Source organism: Type-D symbiont of Plautia stali (assembly GCF_001485335.1).
In the GTDB taxonomy this organism is placed as follows: domain Bacteria; phylum Pseudomonadota; class Gammaproteobacteria; order Enterobacterales; family Enterobacteriaceae; genus Pantoea; species Pantoea vagans_C.
Map to the genome: position 1 here is coordinate 1 of NZ_BBOC01000103.1, position 14,727 is coordinate 14,727.

The 14,727-nt window shown below is 49.2% G+C and carries 11 protein-coding genes and 3 pseudogenes; 7 read left to right on the forward strand and 7 right to left on the reverse strand.

Annotation, left to right across the window (positions count from 1 at the left end; all coding sequences use genetic code 11):
• Together katE and PSSD_RS22810 are read left to right on the forward strand one after the other, a co-directional pair.
• Positions 1 to 479, forward strand: a pseudogene (gene katE, locus PSSD_RS22805) (catalase HPII); the annotation flags it as partial.
• Positions 480 to 998: 519 nt separating this feature from the next.
• The gene (locus PSSD_RS22810) at positions 999 to 1,397 is read left to right on the forward strand and encodes an H-NS family histone-like protein (RefSeq protein WP_058973799.1); all 399 of its coding nucleotides are present in this window, start codon (positions 999 to 1,001) and stop codon (positions 1,395 to 1,397) included.
• A gap of 496 nt (positions 1,398 to 1,893) precedes the next feature.
• Here the strand turns inward: PSSD_RS22810 and PSSD_RS22815 are convergent, their stop codons facing one another.
• Together PSSD_RS22815 and PSSD_RS22820 are read right to left on the reverse strand one after the other, a co-directional pair.
• Positions 1,894 to 2,154 (reverse strand): hypothetical protein, encoded by a 261-nt coding sequence (locus tag PSSD_RS22815; RefSeq protein WP_058973800.1) that lies wholly within the window; start codon positions 2,152 to 2,154, stop codon positions 1,894 to 1,896.
• 141 nt (positions 2,155 to 2,295) lie between these two features.
• A complete protein-coding gene (locus PSSD_RS22820; RefSeq protein WP_058973801.1) occupies positions 2,296 to 2,508 on the reverse strand; it encodes a hypothetical protein in 213 nt (70 codons plus the stop codon).
• Between the two features lie 861 nt (positions 2,509 to 3,369).
• On the opposite strand from PSSD_RS22820, the gene PSSD_RS22825 reads away from it, so the two are divergent.
• Both PSSD_RS22825 and PSSD_RS22830 read left to right on the forward strand, forming a co-directional pair.
• A complete protein-coding gene (locus tag PSSD_RS22825; protein ID WP_058973802.1) occupies positions 3,370 to 4,638 on the forward strand; it encodes a DUF2254 domain-containing protein in 1,269 nt (422 codons plus the stop codon).
• Between the two features lie 124 nt (positions 4,639 to 4,762).
• The gene (locus PSSD_RS22830; RefSeq protein WP_058973803.1) at positions 4,763 to 6,757 is read left to right on the forward strand and encodes a BCCT family transporter; all 1,995 of its coding nucleotides are present in this window, start codon (positions 4,763 to 4,765) and stop codon (positions 6,755 to 6,757) included.
• Between the two features lie 76 nt (positions 6,758 to 6,833).
• Here PSSD_RS22830 and PSSD_RS22835 read toward each other — a convergent pair.
• Positions 6,834 to 8,239 (reverse strand): annotated as a pseudogene (locus tag PSSD_RS22835) (TrkH family potassium uptake protein).
• A gap of 130 nt (positions 8,240 to 8,369) precedes the next feature.
• Complete coding sequence (gene nhaA, locus PSSD_RS22840; protein ID WP_058973804.1) at positions 8,370 to 9,518, reverse strand: Na+/H+ antiporter NhaA; 1,149 nt, start codon at positions 9,516 to 9,518, stop codon at positions 8,370 to 8,372.
• Positions 9,519 to 9,928: 410 nt separating this feature from the next.
• On the opposite strand from nhaA, the gene PSSD_RS22845 reads away from it, so the two are divergent.
• Entirely contained in the window at positions 9,929 to 11,053 is a 1,125-nt protein-coding gene (locus PSSD_RS22845; RefSeq protein WP_058973809.1) for a mechanosensitive ion channel family protein, read from the forward strand.
• A 108-nt stretch (positions 11,054 to 11,161) separates the two neighbouring features.
• Here the strand turns inward: PSSD_RS22845 and PSSD_RS22850 are convergent, their stop codons facing one another.
• On the reverse strand, positions 11,162 to 11,428 hold the full coding sequence (locus tag PSSD_RS22850) for a hypothetical protein (RefSeq protein ID WP_058973805.1): 267 nt from the start codon (positions 11,426 to 11,428) through the stop codon (positions 11,162 to 11,164).
• Between the two features lie 787 nt (positions 11,429 to 12,215).
• Here PSSD_RS22850 and PSSD_RS22855 point away from each other — a divergent pair.
• Positions 12,216 to 12,560, forward strand: a pseudogene (locus tag PSSD_RS22855) (type II toxin-antitoxin system RelE/ParE family toxin); the annotation flags it as partial.
• Positions 12,561 to 12,562: 2 nt separating this feature from the next.
• Positions 12,563 to 12,862 (forward strand): helix-turn-helix domain-containing protein, encoded by a 300-nt coding sequence (locus PSSD_RS22860; RefSeq protein WP_058973806.1) that lies wholly within the window; start codon positions 12,563 to 12,565, stop codon positions 12,860 to 12,862.
• Positions 12,863 to 13,228: 366 nt separating this feature from the next.
• Here the strand turns inward: PSSD_RS22860 and PSSD_RS22865 are convergent, their stop codons facing one another.
• Together PSSD_RS22865 and PSSD_RS22870 are read right to left on the reverse strand one after the other, a co-directional pair.
• A complete protein-coding gene (locus PSSD_RS22865) occupies positions 13,229 to 14,065 on the reverse strand; it encodes a DMT family transporter (protein ID WP_058973807.1) in 837 nt (278 codons plus the stop codon).
• 263 nt (positions 14,066 to 14,328) lie between these two features.
• Positions 14,329 to 14,670: a hypothetical protein gene (locus PSSD_RS22870; RefSeq protein WP_058973808.1), complete on the reverse strand. Its 342-nt coding sequence runs from the start codon at positions 14,668 to 14,670 to the stop codon at positions 14,329 to 14,331.
• Positions 14,671 to 14,727: the final 57 nt, after the last annotated feature.

Below are 14,727 nucleotides of genomic sequence, written 5' to 3' on the forward strand. Positions count from 1 at the left end.
GAGATATTAAAGGCCGCCAGGTTGCATTGCTGTTAAGCGATGGCGTGAAATCGGCCGATGTTCTGGCGGTTTTGCAGGCGCTGAAGGCTGCGGGTGTGCACACAAAATTGCTGGCAGCTCACATGGGACAGGTTCTGGCTGATGACGGTTCGGTATTGCCGGTCGATGCGACATTTACCGGACTGCCGTCGCTGACATTTGATGCGGTGTTTGTACCTGACGGTAATATTGATGCGCTGCTGTTAAGCGGGGACAGCCGCTACTTTTTACTGGAAGCTTACAAGCACCTTAAAGTCATTGGCCTGAGCGGAGAAGCGCGGCGATTCAAAGCGCAATTTGCATTGAAAGACGATGAGGATGAGGATGGCATTGTAACGGGTCAAAGCTCAGACAGCACCGTGCTCAATACCTTTATCGATGCAATGAAAGCCCATCGGGTCTGGGCGCGGAGTCCAAAAGCCCTGTCCGTCCCTGCCTGATTTCAGGAACACGAGTAACATCCAGCGCCAGATTTCTGGATGTTACTCATCTCCTGTACAAAACAGACTCGATTTGAACTCAGAAGAATCCCTCCGCGTAAGCCCCTCATGTGCGGATGTAGCGAAATAAAAGCTCATGAAATAATTCTACCTTGACAGAGCTAATGCGCCTAAAAAGTAGAAATGTCATTTGATTTATAGAGTGCTGATGCAGAAATCATATCGTAGGGAGCAGATGATAATTAACATGAAACTAGTTTAATCTTTGACTGCAAAATTGACATCAATTAGTACTGACTCGCAGATAAGTGCGAGGTTATTATCATTATGAGCGATGTAGATCAGGGATTTCATCTCAAATGAAAATTTGTCATAACTTAACGTTTTCAAGACTTTTAAAACACACTCAGTTGTGTTTTAATTTTAATATGCATGCTGTAGGGATGCACCCCATTTATCTCACAGTGATTAATTTTTTAAATCCTAATCCGTTTAGATAAAAGATACCAGGAGATATTCATGAGTGATTCACTGAAGGCATTAAACAACATTCGCACGCTGCGCGCGCAGGCCCGTGAAATCGCGCTTTCCGATCTTGAAGAAATGCTGGAAAAATTCTCTGTTGTCGTGTCTGAACGCCGTGAAGAAAGCAGTGCCAGTGAGGCTGCTGCCCGAGAGAAAGAAGAAAAGCTGGCCAAGTATCGTGAGCTGTTGTTGAAGGACGGCATAGATCCGAATGAACTGCTGGGCTCAATGACACCTGAACGCAGAGTTCGTGCAAAGCGCGCTCCGCGCCCGGCTAAATATAAGTATGTAGAAGATGGTCAAGAAAAAAACTGGACCGGGCAAGGGCGGACACCGGCAGTAATCAAAGCGGCAATTGACGGTGGTAAGTCATTAGACGATTTCCTGATTTAAATACTTTGACTGTTTAATTCGAAGTAAAGGTTGCATCCAATAAAGTGGGGCTTATGCCCACTTTATTGATTTTTGTATTCGTTTGACCCTTTATGTGCAGATATATGAAGATAAATGTCCGATATTCTTCCCAGCCATTACGGTAGTCACGGATGTTGAATCCTTTTCTTGCTGCTTATGTTGTCATTCTTTCATGAAACAATTGAGATATTTTATTCGGTGGTACGCTTTGTTTCTTCAACTGAAAGCATAAATTTAATACTTGCGGGTCTTATAAAGTCTGTCGCATCAGCGGCGATGGTTGATGGTCACAACAACTCTATTCTGGTGGTCGGCAGTAGCGTGTTTTTCTATGCTTTAGGTAACGCGGCCTTCCCGATGACAAACTCGCTCCGGGCCTGAAAACGATGGAGCCAAAGTCATGAGAACGCAGAATAATTCAATCGCAACACGCTCTACCCATATCTTCTTGATGATGCCCCCTTCGTTACACCGTTTATTCCGGATTCGATAACAGAGCTAAAACTCTTTTTCTGATTTCGTCAGCATTGTCTTCTTGACCAGGGTGATTGAACTTCACCAGGGGGGCCGAACTTTTCTCTGGTTCGTATGAATTGGCCAGCAAGCCAGGGTCACCACCCATCTTATCTATCACTGAGGACAGAACAGTGATGGCAACCTTAGATGCATAAAGATCGAGATGTAGGTCATTAATAGCCTGCTCGACGATTCCAATGCGTTCATTTATGTCAGCCATTTGATCTCCTGAAAGTTTGGGTAAGTCGATTTCAGTCTGAAAGCGTAAACATCTCTTTAATTCTAGCTCATCTAGAAAAAGAGGCTCTCATGGTCCTGCATCTACCCCATCGCAGTAAAAAGAAACCAAGCGAAACATATATCAGGAAGTATATACGAAGCGGTAAATTTTCCAGGGCCCAAGCGTTTTATCTTTACCTTTATTGTTGTCTGCCACGTATTCAATCTGGGGAGCGGGCACATAAATCCAGCCTTCAGAAATGACCAGCGCATCGGGTGTTATCAGCTTTTCATCCTGAACAAGCGTCTCCAGCCTGCCATCAGGCAGCAGCTTATCAACCGAACGTTTCTCCACATTTGAGAGATAAATAGTTCCTGCAGCATCGATGGCGGACCCACCGACAGAAGGAATATCCGCTACTTTTCGATACGCCTCTCCAGTGCATCGTTACTCAACCCGGTATCGTGTAATGATGCGGTGGGGATTCTGTAGAGGGGACCCGTCGGCGTCGCATAGTAAAGCCATTTGCCGTCAGGACTGACTTCAATAACATCAATGTGCACGCTGGGCCGTTTTCCGTTTTTATCCTCAAGAATTCGCCCCCTGTAACCTTTCTGGTCGATTCGTTCGGGTTTGCGCAGCAGGCTACTTCCAGACAGCCTTCGTATTGTTTTACCGGAAATTAGGTCGTGAATTAACAAACCATCCAGTCCCGAATCTGTGACGTATACATAACGCTCGTGTATACGCAGGTGTAATAGCCCCCCGTTTGAACCGGAAAAGCCTCCCGTTTCGTTCTATATTGTAAGTTCACTCAGAACAGAATCTTAATCACGCTATGACTCATCGAAAACATGACCGAACAGGCCTGATTGGATGTGCCATCGGAACCGCTGTCATTGCCCTGGCTGCAAAAGGGCTCCCCATCAGCAGAGAAAATATTCTTTATGAGCTTGAGCACATGAAGGCTTCAACAGGAGATTTGCCAGCTAAGGCGATTACTCAGGACGCCGCTAAGTTGCTGCGTAAAACGCGCTGTGGCTGAAACGCAAAACTGGCGTGCGTGGCATGCTCCCGGGAAACGGCAGGCAATAGGCTGCCTTGCTTGCCATTCACCACAGAGATTCAGGAACGAAGATAATGTTGCCACTCGTGAGAAAGCGCAGTTTTTATCTTCTCAAATTTTAAAGTTCTCTCAACATTCAGGATACAGGGATGTCAAAAACGCAGTGGGTTCTGAGTCAGCTGACGCGACAGTTGTGGTTCCGAAGTACGCTTTTTGCTGTGCTTGCCGTTTTAACGGCGCTGGTCGCCATCGGCATTAAATCTTTTATCCCTGAACCGGTATCCGGCATCATTGGTACCGATGCCGTGGATAAGATCCTCGGCATTCTTGCGTCCAGTATGCTGGCTGTCACCACTTTCTCTCTGAATATCATGGTGTCTGCGTATAACACAGCCAGCAGCAGCGTGACGCCGAGGGCGACCCGGCTGCTTCTGGAAGACCGCACGACGCAGAACGTTCTCGCTACCTTTATAGGATCCTTCCTCTACAGCCTTGTGGGTATAGTGGCGCTGGGTATGGGCGCATACGGTACACAGGGTCGGGTTGTCCTTTTCTTTGTCACGCTGATGGTTATCGTCATGATCGTCATCACGCTGCTACGCTGGATCCAGCATCTCGCGCAGTTCGGACGAATGGCGGAAACGTCCCAGCGTGTAGAAGATGCGACGGTAGCGGCACTTGCAGCCTGGATAAGGGATCCCTGCATGGGATGCTCACCCTGGCATGGCGAGGATGTTCGCAGCACTGATATCCCCCTGTATCCAGACTGCGTGGGTTACCTGCAGCATGTCGATCTGCAGCAGCTTTCTGACTTTGCTGAAAAGCACAGCACCTGGCTGTACCTAAACGCTCAGCCCGGCGCCTTTGTCCATTTAACGTCACCATTACTGTGGAGCCGTCAGGCATTGTCCCCGGAGCAGTCAGGTGAACTGAGAAAGGCTTTCACGGTGGGAGAGCTGCGATCGTTCGATCAGGACCCGCGATTTGGGCTGAGTGTTCTGTCGGAAATCGCCTCGCGCGCGCTTTCACCCGCCGTAAACGATCCCGGAACGGCCATCGACATCATTGGCCGCGCTGTCAGGTTGTTCAGCCAGCCAGAAGAGGCAAAAGGCGCAGACACGCCCCACTTCCGGCTTTTCCTGCGGCAGGCTGATGTCAGCGACCTGTTTGATGATATTTTTACGCCTATCGCCCGTGATGGAGCGGCCCTGGTTGAGGTACATATCCGGCTACAGAAGGCGCTGATGGCGCTGGCGAATGTCCGACCCGAGCGTTACGGAACGGAGGCCCGGCGCCATTCCAGACAGGCACTTGAACGGGCAAATCAGGTTCTGACTTACAGTGGCGATAAACAGATCCTGGAGAGTCTGGCCAGCGAGTTTGCTGAACCGTCCCCCGGGAGCAGCACCAGCGGTTAGCCCCTGCAGCAGGCTGAAAGAAAGTACAGAACTGGTCAATTAGCGTTCGCTTGCTGGCGTAAGGGTTTTACTGTTCCATACTGATTGTTACATTTAGACTTCATTCAATCTGTACAGGAACGTTATGACCTCTCCCGAATCCGACCTGAAGGCCAAACGGAGCCATATCAATCCGCCGGTATTTTTCACATCCGCTGCGCTTATTTTTATCCTGGTGGCTTTTGCCGCCCTTTTCCCAGAAAAGGCTGATATTCAGCTAAGCGCACTGCAAAACGCGCTCTTTGCTAACGCCAGCTGGTTTTACATTCTTGCTGTTGCGCTTATTCTGCTGACGGTCGCGTATCTGGGGCTCTCCCGGTACGGGGATATAAAGCTCGGCCCCGATCACGCCGAACCCGACTTCAGCTATCACTCGTGGTTTGCCATGCTCTTTTCAGCCGGTATGGGCATCGGGCTGATGTTTTTTGGCGTGGCGGAACCCGTGATGCACTACATGGCACCGCCTTCCGGTTCACCTGAAACGGTGCAGGCAGCAAAAGAAGCGCTGCGCATCACGTTCTTTCACTGGGGGCTTCATGCCTGGGCTATTTACGCCATTGTGGCGCTGATACTGGCCTTTTTCAGCTACCGCCACGGACTGCCGCTGACGCTTCGCTCTGCCCTTTACCCACTTATCGGTGACCGGATTTACGGCTGGATGGGGCATGCGGTTGACATCTTTGCTGTGATCGGAACCGTGCTCGGCGTGGCGACGTCGCTGGGCTACGGTGTGCTGCAGGTGAACGCGGGACTGAATCACCTGTTTGGCCTGCCGGTCAATGAAACCATGCAGGTGATCCTGATTGTCGTCATCACGGCGCTTGCCACGCTTTCTGTGGTGTCTGGGCTTGATAAAGGCATTCGCATCCTCTCCGAGATCAACCTGAGCCTTGCTGTGCTACTGCTCATCCTCGTCGGTGCGCTCGGTCCGACGGTACTGTTGCTGAAATCGTTTGTGGAAAACACCGGCGGTTATCTTTCAGAACTGGTGACGAAGACCTTTAACCTGTATGCCTATGAGCCTAAGTCCAGCAAATGGCTGGGCGGGTGGACGCTGTTTTACTGGGGCTGGTGGCTGGCCTGGTCACCTTTTGTCGGGATGTTCATTGCACGTGTATCACGAGGCCGAACCATACGTGAATTTGTCACCGGTGTACTGTTTGTGCCTGCGGGGTTTACGCTGCTGTGGATGACCTTTTTTGGCAACAGTGCCATCTGGCTTATCATGCAGGAAGGGGCAAGAGACCTGGCTGAGACCGTTCAGTCTGACCAGACGCTGGCGTTATTTAATTTCCTGGAGCATTTCCCGTTCAGTTCCGTGCTGTCGTTTATCGCCATGGCCATGGTTGTGGTGTTTTTTGTCACGTCCGCAGACTCGGGGGCCATGGTCGTTGACACGCTGGCCTCCGGAGGCACGGATCAGACCCCGGTATGGCAGCGTATATTCTGGGCGGGGCTCATGGGCGTGGTGGCCGTGACGCTGTTGCTTGCCGGTGGCATGAAAGCGCTTCAGACGGTGACTATCGCCAGCGCCCTTCCCTTCGCCGTGATTCTGCTGATGTCAATTTATGGCCTCATGAAGGCGCTTCGGGTCGATGCCTGGAAGCGTGACAGCAAACAAATCGCGACCATTGCGCCCACGGCTGCCCGCAACCCCATCCCATGGCAGCGCAGGCTGCGTAACATCGCTTACTTCCCGAAGCGTTCACACGTGAAACGCTTCATGGCTGAGGTGATCCACCCCGCGATGGAAATGGTTGAGCAGGAGCTGGCAAAACAGAACACCGTTTCGCACACCCTGACCGATGCCGATGATGGGCTGCACTTTGAAGTTGACCTTGGCAACGAGCTGAACTTTGTCTATCAGGTCCGGCTGCGCTCATACATGCAGCCGGCCTTCGCGCTGGCGGGCATGTCCGACGCGGATCGGGATGAAGAGCACAGGTACTTCCGCGCTGAGGTTTATCTGAAAGAAGGCGGTCAGGACTATGACGTCATGGGCTGGACGCAGGAGCAGATCATTCACGACATTCTCGACCAGTATGAGAAGCATCTTCACTTCCTGCATATTGTTCGCTAGTCACGAATGTTATCGATAAGAGGCGCTGGGCGCGCCTCTTTTTTCACAAAAAACAAAAGATGATTGATGAGGCTTTTCACGATCGCCAGAAAAAGCGTGAACACAGGATGAGCACCGGATAGATTTCCAGACGCCCCATCAGCATCGCGGCACACATCAGGTATTTAGCCGTGTCGTTCAGCGTGCCAAATGTTGATGCCGTCTCACCGAAGCCAAGTCCCATGTTGTTGATGCAGGCAGCAACGGTGGCAAAGGAGGTCAGAAGATCATAGCCCATCATGTTCAGAAGCCAGACCAGAATCACCGTCACCGAAACATACAGAAAGAAGAAGCTCCAGACAGAACGAAGCACCCGGTCACTGACCACGCTGTTGCCCACCCGGACACTGAGGAGCGCGCGTGGATGCGCCAGCTGATGTACCTCTTGTCGACTCTGACGAAAAAGTACCAGGAAACGAAGCGCTTTAATTCCACCGCAGGTTGAACCCACACATCCGCCAAAAAAACTGGCGATTAACAGAAAGATGATGGTATGTGAGGGCCAGTCAGCATAGTCGGCTGTCGCCAGACCGTTATCCGTTATCATCGAGCTGGTCAGGAAGAAGGCATGGACCAGGCTGTCAGTAACGTTATACATACCGGCATGCCAGATTTGCCAGGCTGTGATTAGCACGATAACCGCCACAACCGTCAGGAAAAAGCGAAGCTCTGCATTATTTCTGAAGGGTTTGAACGTCCGTTTTATCAGCGCCATATACCAGAGTGTGAAATTCAGCGCGGACAGCAGTGAAAACACCCCGCCAACCATTTCAGCAGCATGGCTTTTGTAGAAGCCGAGACTTTCACTGTGGGTGGAAAATCCTCCCAGGGAAACCGTGGATAACCCATGACATACAGCATCAAAAATCGGTAGACCTGCTATCCAGTAAGCCAGAGAGCAGCTGACACCCAGGGCGGTATAAACCAGCCAGAGGCTTTTAGCGGTATCTGCAAGGCGGGGAGTGAGACGCTCTTCCCTGAACGGACCGGGCATCTCGGACTGATAAAGTTTCATTCCACCAATGCCCAGCAAGGGAAGCACCGCCACAGCGAGAACAATGACCCCCAGTCCGCCAATAAAATTCAGCTGGGCACGGTACAGGAGATAAGCTTTCGGGAGGGAACTGACACTTTCAACAACGGTGGCTCCCGTCGTCGTAATGCCTGACACGCCCTCAAACATGGCATCGGCGAAACTGAAACCCAGCGAATCATTCAGCCAGAAGGGCATGGCGCTGATGATCGAAAACAGCAACCAGAAAAGCACAATAATGATGAAGCCATCCTGAGTGCGCAACTGCAATCCGGGAGAACGGGTCATGACCCACACCCCCCACCCCCGCTGAAGAAAAGTACAAACGTTGATAAGAAATCCAGGTAGCTTCGATCGCGATTAAACAGAGCAATCAGAGCCGGCACTAGCATCGTGAGGCTGTAAAGCATCACCAGAAAGCCACAAAGGTGGATAATGACCCTCAGTCTGGATGGCGCGTGCTGAAAAATGTTATCCACGGGAACTCCCGGAATGCAGGGATGCAAGCGAATTACCGGCCAGGCAGAGACGACAGAACAATTATTCTACCTGCTCACTCACGCGACGGAGTGTCGCCAGTTTCAGAAAAATCAGCCCGGCAATCGCCGACAATAATGAGCCTGCCAGTACACCGATTTTAAGCTCACTTTGCAGAACGCTATCGCCCGGGAAAGCCAGACCTCCGATAAAGAGGCTCATGGTAAACCCTATTCCACACAGAATGGCCACGCCATAAAACTGGATGGCCGTCGCCCCTTCAGGCAACCGCGCCATTCGTAACCTGATAAGCAACCATGAAACGCTGGCCACGCCCAGTTGTTTACCTACAAACAGCCCCAGTGCGATGCCCACCGGAACGGGGGAAAAGATCTGTTCAGCAGAAATGCCCTCCAGATTCACCCCGGCGTTCACAAAACCAAACACCGGCACGATGAGGAAAGCAACCCAGGGCGAGAGCCTGACTTCAAGGCGAGTGAGTGGGGAAAATTGCGCACGAGCACTGGCGGAGTGCGGAATGCAAAGCGCCAGAATGACGCCAGCTACGGTGGCGTGAACACCGGAGTTATAAACGAAATACCACAGTAAAATGCCAGTGACCAAATAAGCAGACAGCGACTTCACCCCTGATTTGTTCATGATGATCAGGCATAACGTGACCACTGCAGCGCCTCCTAGCATCATCATACTGAGGCTGTGAGTGTAAAAGGCCGCGATGATGATCACCGCACCCAAGTCATCAATGATAGCCAGTGCGGTCAGAAACACCTTGAGTGAAGGGGGGACTCTGTCTCCCAGCATGGCGAGCACCCCCAGAGAAAACGCAATGTCAGTGGCTGAAGGGATGGCCCAGCCGTTCAGAGCCTGAGGATTGTCCTGATTAAAAAACATAAAGAAGGCCGCGGGAACCAGCATTCCTCCGAGTGCTGCGGCGCCAGGGAGAACGCGTTGATCCCACTGTGAAAGCTTGCCAGAGAGCAGTTCACGCTTAATTTCAAGGCCGACAAGCAAAAAGAAAACGCTCATCAAAACGTCATTGACAAGCTTTTCAGCCGGCCATCCCCCCACTGAAGCGTGGACCAGTTGATGATAGACACCTACGGCGGCAGTGTTCTCCATGACGACTGCAGTAACAGAGAGCAGAATGAGCAATAAGCCAGGTGCCAGCGGGGAATGGAACAGTTTTTTCATAAAACGTTATCGTCCGGATGATAAAAAAGCGCACCTTACCATCTCTCCCCATGCCCTGCCATCACGACCAGAGGAGAGGTACGATGTATGGTGATCGTCTGCTGGAGTGTTGTGTTTCGGTCCAGATACCCCTATCCATCACCAGAATGACGCTCAGAGAGATAACTCCGGATGAGGTTCACCGAGCCCGCGATTCGATTTCAAACATGAAATTCTTATCCGGATGAGAAATAGCAGAACATAAAACGCTTGTGTGAAGTCTGAGCACCGATTCTCTTTGATATAAAATTTTTAAATAGTCTTAAGCGATTACTCTGTCGCCAGGAAGAACTACTTCATTGAAAATTCATATTTTCTTGCTAGCCTTAATATGGTTTTTATGAGTTCGGGCATTTTATGAGGAATACATGATTGAGAAAATAGTATCTTATCAATACCTTCAGGATAAACTTTTAAATCCTGATATCTGGCTAATGGTTGCTACAATTCTGATTGGTACCATAGTTATTTACGTGATACTCAGGAGCGTTATTCAGTTCTGCTCACGGCGTATTTCTCGCTATTCTGAAGGCCGGAATATCAGACTGGCTGGCGTTATTGTCGAGTTGCTCAATCATACCAGTCAGTTGTTGTTGCTTATATTTTCATTTTTAATCTCTCTCAAATTTATTGACCTGCCGGATTCCTGGGAAAATGCCGTCGGGCACGGATGGTTCCTGGCGCTGTTGTTCCAGCTCGCGTTATGGACAGATAGCGGTATTCGCCTCTGGTTGCAGAGCCTGCTGCGCGACCCGCTACACATCCGCAATCCCGTCACGACCGTAATACTCGGCGTACTCCTCAGGATCATGCTGTGGGTCGTAACCTTCCTTGCCATATTGTCCAACATGGGCATCAATATTACCGCGCTGGTGGCAAGTCTGGGGGTCGGGGGGATTGCCATTGCTCTGGCCATTCAGACCGTTCTCAGCGACGTTTTTGCCTCACTGGCCATCGGATTTGATAAGCCCTTCGAACACGGGGATTTTATCGTCTTCGGCAACATTGCGGGTACCATCGAACATATTGGCCTGAAAACCACTCGTCTTCGCAGCCTGAGCGGCGAGCAGGTCATCTGTTCTAATACTATTCTGCTGCAGCAGACGATCCACAACTACAAGAGAATGCAGCAAAGGCGCATCGTCTTTAAATTCGGGATCAGTTACGAAACGCCGTCTGAAAAAGTGCGTCAGGTTTCAGGGCTGGTGGGGGATATCATCTCCTCGGTCAACGCGACTCGATTCGATCGCGCGCATTTTCTGGCGTTTGAAGATTCGAAGCTGACTTTTGAAGTGGTGTACTTCGTGCTGGACGCTGATTACAACAAATACATGGATATTCAGCAGGAAATCAACCTGAACCTGATGGCTGCGCTTGAAGAGCGGGAAATCAGCTTTGCGTTCCCAATCAGGCACATTGAGTTACGCGGGGAAAGCTTATCGTCATTACTTTCAGACGATGACCGTTCGCCCGATAAAAGCGCTGAGGCCAACTGAGCATATAATGAATGGAAGAGTGTCTGTTCGAACCTGGCATCTCAGAACAGGCACTCAGCACGACAGTCATTCTGATGCTCATGATTTGCAGAGTGCCGATGTGCCGCTTTACTTTTTATCTGAATGACGTACAGGGACCGGAACCCGTTTTGATGGCGCAAGGTTATACAGCCTTCTTCTGAGGACACATTTGGGACAGGGCGTCACTTTTCTGGCCATTCCTCTCGCAATATCGAGCACAACTCTGAACTGCTCGTGTCTGCCAAGCGGAAACATGGTTTCTTTATTTTGCAGATAGATCTTGCAGGTAGCGTTGTGTAAAAAGCGGAACCCCTTATCGTCTTCAGCAGGACTGAGATAATAGGTGAACTTCATAATGGCTTCTCCTCTAAGATCTGAACCTGGGTTGCAATACATTAAAGTTACTAATCATTTATAATGCAGGCTTACTTTCATAGTCAACAGGAGTGGCAGTCAGACCGGGCTTTTAAGGTGTTTTCAAAATTGATGTCGGAATTTCACATTAGCTTTTATCGATGGGACGGGCTGATAAGTCTCTGAATCTATGAGCTCATTAATATAACCGGCGAGACACCCTTGATTTACAGTATTAACAAAGAGATTCAGACAGAAGCACCATCGAGTCGTACGAATGAATACCGGGGATTATGACGAGCATTAATGCTCAAAAACCACGCTTTTTCCGCTTCTCATGCATCAGGGAAATTTTAGTCTATTATCTAAATGTCTCTATTACTTCCCTGTGATATGGACCTGCTCTCATTGGAAAAATGTTTGGCACAGGATCGTGCCCAGCCCGGTAGCCACCACTGCCGGGCTTTTCTTTACTTCAGCTGGTCCACACAAACTGCATTTGAGAGATTAAATATAGAAGTCTCGGGGTACATTGATACAGATATGTATTGCCGGTGTGGCTTTTCCTTTTCCTGTATGATCTTACTGCGGTGGAAATGACGCATGGCTCGTGAAGAGGCGATTTAGACGCAGTACAAACTGCCACGCCGGGGGAGGGTTAAATAAATACATATCAGCCGCATTATCCTTGCCTCAAGCCTGCCTGCAAAATACAGGTAACCGTCTTGACTGCATAAGCTGTGGCTTATATCATATACTCTATAAGCTGTAACTTATAAGGCGTGCTATGTGGACGGTTGAATTCGGGAACCTTTTTGACGCCTGGCTGGAAGAACAGGAAGAAGGTCTGCAGGAGAAGATACTTGCGGACCTGCTGAATTTGCAGACTTACGGTCCGTCGCTGTCCCGGCCTTACGCAGACACTGTTAAAGGGTCCCGGCACAAAAATATGAAAGAGCTGCGCTTGCAGTACGCGGGGAAACCGGTTCGAGCATTCTCTGCTTTCGACCCGATTCGCCGGGCAATCATACTTTGTGTCGGCGATAAAAGTAACGATAAAAAATTTTATGAGCGCATGATCAGCATCGCTGATGACGAATTCACTGCGCACCTGAAAACGATGGAGGGAAAGAAATTAGAACGCTGGACAATGCAATTGCCGCACGCTCTCCTGAGAGCCAGGCACGCATCCGTGAAATTGCAGACGAGATGGTCCTCGAAACGGGCTTGCAGATGATGCGTGAAGAGTTGCAACTGTCGCAGAAAAATGTGGCAGAAGCGATGGGGATCAGCCAACCGGCTATCACGCAGCTGGAACAGCGCGGGAACGAGCTGAAGTTAGCAACGCTCAAGCGCTACATTGAGGCAATGGGAGGAAAACTCAGCCTTGATATTGAGCTGCCGACTGGCAAACGTATCGCTTTTCACATCTGAAACAGACGTCGATCAACTGGCCCAGTTCAGGGCCAGTTTCTTTATACGCCCAAAGTTAGCTTTCAATTGTGCAACTGAAATACGGAAGCGCTGGCTGGCGTAAGGCCATACATCGGAACGACTGCTGTGTGCCCAGGCTGTGTGAAAACGATTTAAGCTTGAGACGTGAACTCAAAAGATGCTGACACCAGCGTTTTTACGTAAAATCTGCATCCTCTTTCTATGCAAATTTTCTAAGAAATCGTCCAAACGCGTGACTCTCTGTCAGCAATCCGAGTTTTCACACTGCCTGTGCCAAAAGCGGACATTGCATAATGAATAAAGTACGAATGACGGCGTGTACCAGGATTATTAAAGATGCTTTAGCTAGATTCTTTTTAAGGTGATTTTGGCTCCGATGATAATCAATATCATTCCAGACAACATGCTAAATGATAATTTCTCTCCCCAACCAACATAACCAAATAAACCAGCGAATATTACTGACAGGTAAGTCCAAGACACAATTTTATCAGTTGACGCATACGAACATGCAGTAGACAGAAAGTATTGTGCGAGAGTGGTAACCACCCCAAGCATAAATAGCAATGGAAGAAGTGAAAGACTAAATGAATCCCATACCCATGGAAGAAATACCATCGAATATATTAAGGTATAGAGAGAAAAGAAGAGCATTTGGTTAAAAGGGGTTTCTGTGTCTGACATCATCCATATGGTGATCGTTGCGGCACCGCCCATTACTCCAGATATGATGCCTGATAAATCACCACCATTGATGCTATGTGTCGCCACGCCACTGGTCATCGCCACACCAATGAATCCGATGATAGTTCCTATCCAAACATAGCGATCTGACATTCTCTTAAGTACCAGCAGTGCAATGACTGGGACAAATATTGGTGATGTTTGCTGAAGCAATACTGCAGTGCTCAACTCAGTATGTTTAACAGCATAGAAGTAGGTAATCAATGCACAAAAGGTAAAAAATGATCGAAGTGCATGGAGGCCTTTCCTTTCAGATTTTAAGCTGAACTTCCCAGACACCAGACCAACAAAAGATACAAGAATAAAGCTGAACACATTGCGCCAAAAGACCAAGGACAAAATATCCATTTTGTAAGAGACATATTTGACAATCATCCCCGCCAACGCAAACATTAATGCAGATATCGTAATGTTACTAACAGCCTTAAATTGCATCATTTACCATCCTGAAAAATTCAATTCAAATCAACTTCTCAAGAATAACTAAAACTTTGGCTAAAGCTTAGCACCTAACTGACGCACTGACCGGTTCAATGGTGAACAAGACTTCGTAAGGTCCGTGATGCCCTGTACATTTCCGCTGTTCGCTCATAGCTGCCACTTGATGGGCATCTTCCTGTCATTAAACGCGGGCCAGAAACCCGCATCTGGATGCTTTCCCCTTTCACCTTTGCACGAGTGCATGACGATATGAGCTAAATTCAATCGCCGTACTCTATATCAGACAGATCAGAACACCGAGGCATCGCAAAGTATTCATGGCCCGGATTGGTCGTAATGCTAAAGGGTCCGCCTGCAATTGTAGGGCCTATCTGAACATCATCCCGGTCGATCTTCACATCGACTGAACTCAGGCTATATTGCCCAAATCTACGACTCTCCTTGCGCGTAATATCTTTAACCACCGCCGCCACGACCTGCTGTGGTGTCACAGAAGGACAGGCTTTAAGATCGGCCTGATATGTTAGCTCAGCGTCAATATAGATAAACGCAACCAGCCCCAAAATGCCCGTCGTAATACAGCCAAAAATTAGATAAAACAAACGTATCGACTCATCCTTGTATTCCCAATCAGCCCTAAATCAATAGTATTGATTATC

What these genes read in the sequence shown, in the direction of transcription:
- PSSD_RS22810 (WP_058973799.1), top strand. Translation starts at nt 999, where the DNA reads ATGAGTGATTCACTGAAGGCATTAAACAACATTCGCACGCTGCGCGCG.
- PSSD_RS22815 (WP_058973800.1), bottom strand. Translation starts at nt 2,154, where the DNA reads ATGGCTGACATAAATGAACGCATTGGAATCGTCGAGCAGGCTATTAAT.
- PSSD_RS22825 (WP_058973802.1), top strand. Translation starts at nt 3,370, where the DNA reads ATGTCAAAAACGCAGTGGGTTCTGAGTCAGCTGACGCGACAGTTGTGG.
- PSSD_RS22830 (WP_058973803.1), top strand. Translation starts at nt 4,763, where the DNA reads ATGACCTCTCCCGAATCCGACCTGAAGGCCAAACGGAGCCATATCAAT.
- nhaA (WP_058973804.1), bottom strand. Translation starts at nt 9,518, where the DNA reads ATGAAAAAACTGTTCCATTCCCCGCTGGCACCTGGCTTATTGCTCATT.
- PSSD_RS22850 (WP_058973805.1), bottom strand. Translation starts at nt 11,428, where the DNA reads ATGAAGTTCACCTATTATCTCAGTCCTGCTGAAGACGATAAGGGGTTC.
- PSSD_RS22865 (WP_058973807.1), bottom strand. Translation starts at nt 14,065, where the DNA reads ATGATGCAATTTAAGGCTGTTAGTAACATTACGATATCTGCATTAATG.